This window comes from Nostoc sp., from assembly GCF_036919675.1.
In the GTDB taxonomy this organism is placed as follows: domain Bacteria; phylum Cyanobacteriota; class Cyanobacteriia; order Cyanobacteriales; family Nostocaceae; genus Nostoc.
The window spans coordinates 1-4,925 of sequence record NZ_JBALCP010000015.1 but is presented as its reverse complement, the minus strand read 5'-3'; the positions used below and the strand labels follow the sequence as shown (position 1 = coordinate 4,925).

The 4,925-nt window shown below is 43.8% G+C and carries 6 protein-coding genes; all 6 read right to left on the bottom strand.

Going from position 1 to position 4,925, the window contains the following annotated elements; translation table 11 throughout:
* Positions 1-17: 17 nt before the first annotated feature.
* A complete protein-coding gene (locus V7K49_RS01075) occupies positions 18-1,031 on the bottom strand; it encodes an MFS transporter (protein WP_335204176.1) in 1,014 nt (337 codons plus the stop codon).
* Positions 1,032-1,280: 249 nt separating this feature from the next.
* Positions 1,281-1,487, bottom strand: coding sequence for a hypothetical protein (locus tag V7K49_RS01070; protein ID WP_335204175.1), 207 nt, complete (start codon positions 1,485-1,487; stop codon positions 1,281-1,283).
* 99 nt (positions 1,488-1,586) lie between these two features.
* Positions 1,587-2,153 (bottom strand): MetQ/NlpA family ABC transporter substrate-binding protein, encoded by a 567-nt coding sequence (locus V7K49_RS01065; protein WP_335204178.1) that lies wholly within the window; start codon positions 2,151-2,153, stop codon positions 1,587-1,589.
* Between the two features lie 386 nt (positions 2,154-2,539).
* Positions 2,540-2,671, bottom strand: a complete 132-nt coding sequence (locus V7K49_RS01060) for a hypothetical protein (protein ID WP_335204174.1) — start codon at positions 2,669-2,671, stop codon at positions 2,540-2,542.
* A 5-nt stretch (positions 2,672-2,676) separates the two neighbouring features.
* Positions 2,677-3,504, bottom strand: a complete 828-nt coding sequence (locus V7K49_RS01055) for an ABC transporter substrate-binding protein (RefSeq protein ID WP_335204172.1) — start codon at positions 3,502-3,504, stop codon at positions 2,677-2,679.
* A gap of 602 nt (positions 3,505-4,106) precedes the next feature.
* Entirely contained in the window at positions 4,107-4,520 is a 414-nt protein-coding gene (locus tag V7K49_RS01050) for a hypothetical protein (protein WP_335204171.1), read from the bottom strand.
* Positions 4,521-4,925: the final 405 nt, after the last annotated feature.

Below are 4,925 nucleotides of genomic sequence, written 5' to 3'. Positions count from 1 at the left end.
TGACCACTCTTCATCTGTTAAACTGCTTGAGTACATAAGTAATAAAAAATACTTTTAATCTCCCGGTACACCAGATCCCAAATGGGTTCTATAAGACCGATTAAATGAGTTCCACCAGCTATCCAAAGGATGACAAAAGCTGATAGAGATAGAACAACAGCTATTCCAACTAGCATTCTGGGACCGCGCTTGTCTGCTACCCGTCCAACAATGGGGGTGGTAAAAACGCCAATTAAGCCAACTAAGCCAAATAGACCTGCAACTCGACTGTCGTAATTATACGCGGGAGATTCCAGCAGAAAAACTAGAGTTACCCACATAGCATTAAAGGCTGCAAATACTAATGCAACGTTCAGTGCCGCTTCACGTAATACAGGCTGCTCACGAACGAGTTGCACCAGACTCTGCATCAGTTGCTGGTACGACAGTGTAGACGAAGGCTTACTCTGAGGTATCCGCCCTTGGATGACCAAAGCTAAGACAAGCATCATACCTGCCGAGATGCCATATACGGCTCGCCAACCGAGATATTCCCCAATTATCCCACTGACTGAACGGGCAAGGAGGACGCTGAGGATCATCCCACTGAGTAGCGTTCCAATGACTTTACCTCGCTCTGAGGGGTGTGTCAGATGGGCGACGAGTGGAATAACTAGATGTGCCACTATGCTACAAAAACCAACTACGAAACTCGACACAGATAACCAGACGAGATTGGGAACTGTAGCTTCCACCACCAAGGCACAGGCCAGCAAAACTAGCATAGTGACAATTAACCAGCGGCGTTCCATCATGTCGCCCAAAGGAACTAACAACAGTAGCCCCACTGCATAGCCAGTTTGAGTAAGAGTGGGAATAAATCCCACCTGCTGGACAGAGATATTCAAGCTACGTCCCATATCAGCCAGTAGCGGCTGATTATAGTAGACATTAGCCACTGCTAAACCACAAGCGATCGCTAAAGTTAAAACGGTACTTCGCTGCGTCAGCGAATTGCTATCAGTGGTAGCAGCGTGCTCTTTAGAACTCATTAAGATGCACCAAGGTATGGAATAGTAGCGTGAAGGAGGCAGCAGGCAGAAGGTAGAAATTTAGATGGTGTTGAAGCCCTATCTAAATTTCAAGCCACCAAATCATTCGCGCAGCGTCTCGCAGAGAAGATTTTGGTAGGGGACTTAAACCGCAAGCTCTTTAGGGTAGTTTACCGCCGTAGGCATCGCAGCAGTTCTTGCTGAGGGCATCCTCCTGCCTCCTGCCCTCAGCAAGAACTGCTTTTCTTGTTAAATACTTGTTGAATGACTAGAGTCCTCATCAGGACTTGGATGAATAGGCTGATCTTCAGGCTTTTGGCTCTGCAATTCCCAGATATCGTCTTTTCCTAGTTCTTGATCTACTAATAACTGTAGATGATCTGGTAATTTAGTTGTTTGCCAAATTGACCAAATTTCTCCACAACATAATTCATTTTCAATTTTTCCGAAATACATGGCTTTATTCTCCAACTAATGTGACAATTTAAGTTTAGTAACTCGTAATTTAGGAAAGATGAAGTAACAAAATTTTCATCCTTCATCCTTTCACTGTCTTTAAAATACAGGTACTATTCGCCCCTGATACTGCTTGTTAATAAAATCTCTAACTTGTGGATCGTTAAGCAGCTTGTTTAGCTTCTGAATTTTGGATTCATTTTCTCGACCCTGTAATGTAACTAATGCCAAAGCATACTTTGTATCTTTAGCTGTCTCCTGTCCCATCGATTGCGGTGTTATTCCTGCTAGAGCAACAATTTGAGCCGAGGAAACAATGAAGTCTACGTCATTAATAGCTCGAACTACTTGGACTCCTTCTACTTCCTTGATTCGCAAGTTTTTGGGATTCTCCGCTATGTCTCTTTGAGTTACAAATTCTTTGGTATTTTCCTTAAGTTTTATTAAGCCATTACTTGCCAGTAACCTCAGTCCTCGGTCATTATTAATCACATCATTGGCAATTGTGACAGTGGCATTCTGGGGAACCTGATTCACAGATTTAAGGCTTTTTGAGAAAAGACCGAGTGTGCTTAAGGAAACTAGATTTAATGGGACTAAATTAATTTTGAGTTCCTTGACAGCATTATTCATGAAAGGTCGATGTTGAAAAAAATTGGCATCGATTACTTTGTCTCTTAAAGCTGTATTCGGTTGTATTCAGTCATTAAAAGTCACAACTTTTACTTCTAATCCTTCCTGAGGTGCTAGTTTAGTATTTACGAACTTCAAAATATCTTCAGATATGATTCCCGTCACCCCGACTTGAATGACTTCTTTTTGTGCAGTTGCTTAGGCTGTATTAGAAGTTACTTGAGCTTGTTGTTGGCTACAGCTAGCAAAGAGTATGGAGGCGGTATAATGAGCTTAGACCTGTGAGGAAAAATCGGCGGTTAATTTTTGGATGTTGTATATTCATTAGCAATATTCTTGATTAAACTTAAACGAACTGCAAAAGACGCAAAGACAAAAGAGAAGATTCAAGAGTTTACGAATCCTGGCAAAATGGCGATTTATCGTTTTCGCATCCGTTGCGCCAGCAAATCGCCTAGAAACTGTACTATCTGCACTAGGGCAATCAGAACCACAATGGTGGAAATCATCACACCAACATCGAATCGTTGGTAGCCGTATTGAATTGCCAAGTTACCTAAGCCGCCGCCACCAAGCGCACAAAATCGGGAGCAGCATAATAAAAGCTTGGGCTTTCTAGCGCCCCATTATCATCAAATATTGTGCTATTGTCTGCTAACAAACGAGTCCGAAGTTTTCGTTCAGCTTCAGCGGTGTAGGGGTCCCAGATTAACCAAGCATCGATATCACCACGGTCAAATGCGGGCAAAGCTTCCGCTGGCGTTAGGTATAAAGGTTTAATATCACTAAATTTCAAACCCACCTTCTCTAAGGCAGGTACTATGATGTAGTGCTGACCAGAACCTTTGGCAAAAGCAACTTTTTTACCTTTGAGATCAGCAAGCGTTTTAATAGGTGAATTTTCCTGAACTAAAATAGCTGAACCCCTTGTGCTACCTGTTCCCGCAGCCACCCGCACAAATTGTTTGTCACCAGCTTGAGCAAATACACTTCCGGTACCACCACCACCGCCAAAAACGATCGCACCTACACCCATCCCTTCCAACAAAGGTGCAGTAGAGGAAAATTCATTCCAGGTAACAGAAATACCCTGAGATTTTAAGCGTTTCTCCAACGTTCCTTGAGCTTTGACAATATTCAAAAGTGCCATCCCTTTTTGATGCCCCATTTTCAGCACTGTTAGCTGACTCCTCTGCGGTTCCTGTTTCGGTGCAGTTACAGAATTAGCCGCATTATTCGGGGTGCAAGATGCGATCGCAATGCTCAAGCCCAAACCAATTACAAATAGTAGCACCAACGAGCGAATACCAGGTTGCTGAAAAAGCTTTAACAACCTCCTCTGATTTATCCAAGCTAAAAACTGATTCACAAGTCGATTTAACATAGCTCCTCCTTCGCTACTGAACTGTATTGACATATAGCGCTTATAGTTTGTATGCAATACACTTTGACTTCTGTACTAAAAAGAGAGAGGCTTTAAGTCTTACTCCCCTTCCCTACAAGGGAAGGGGCTGTTCTTGTTATGTCTGTGTTGGACTCAACTGCAAATTGCTCTAAGAGAGGTTTGAATCCCTCTTAATTGTTCCTTCGACTTACTTATTGACTTACAGAAGTGAGTTGAGGGTTGGGGATATCAACTAGGTAAGAAATTACCTCTTTGCGCCAAGCATCGTATACTGGCTCGATGCCTTTGGTATTAGCACGATTGAAATTTTCAGCATCTTGCCAGCGCTGTTTAATATAAGGAGCGCGACGTTGCTGAATTTCTTCGTCGAGTTCTAATAACTGTGCGGCGATTTCCGATTTTTCACTAGGCGAGGCTTGCTCAAACTTTTTACGCCACCAATTAGCGATCGTGATCCGATGAACCGCCTCATCGTCATTGAAATGCTCTTTACTCTTCTGGGCTAATTCCTGATCGCCAATTGTCGATGTCAGTTTATTGAACCAAACTTGGGGTAGGATGTAGTGCTCATAGTGCAGTTCCTAGGCAACGAATCCTAGCCAATTGCGATAGGGTACATCTTCTAAAAACTCCCAGTGGCGTTCAGCTTCCTTGCGGATATCGTCGATGGGATCACGTCCAGTCAGATCAATAATCCGTTCACGAAAGGCGATCGCATGGGCACCATCATCCCCAATTTGTCTGCTCAAAATTAAATGCAAATCAGGGTCAGGAATCAACAAAATTGCCTTACTAGCAGCCTGCACAATAGACAAGTCGTGACCACCTGTTGCAGCCCAGTACTGATAGAAACCTGCCTTTTCTTCTTCTGTTTCTGGGGGACGACTGCCATGTTCATGAGTCAGGGGAACGTGAGGAGCGTGCTTACTAATCAATTTCTCTAGAGTTTCTTTTTCAAACTCTACATTCCAAGTCCGAGTTAGAGTTGCAGTCATAAAGTTTCCTTTTGGATATTGGGCATTGGGGAGCCAGCGCGGTCTTGGGGGTTTCCCCCATGAGCGACTGGCGTCATGGGGCATAAACTGGTTCCCAGCCTGGGAGGCTCCGCCTCCTCCTTCTTGACCAGAGGCAGCAGCCCACCGGAATACATTCCCAGTCTTAAGACTCTTAACGAGGTGACACAAGCTTTTGAGCTTTTCTTAATACCATTCGGGCATGGGGCATTGGAGATTAGAAAAACTCTTTCTCAGTACCCAATCCCTAATCATTAACACTCACGGTGCGATTCGTTGGTTAGTGAATCACGGTATCCAGTCCGTAAATAACTAATCCAGCCCGACAGCAGGTTACTGTCACTAAAAGGCTGAACTCTCGGTCAGATGTAGGTGAAAGCCCTACTA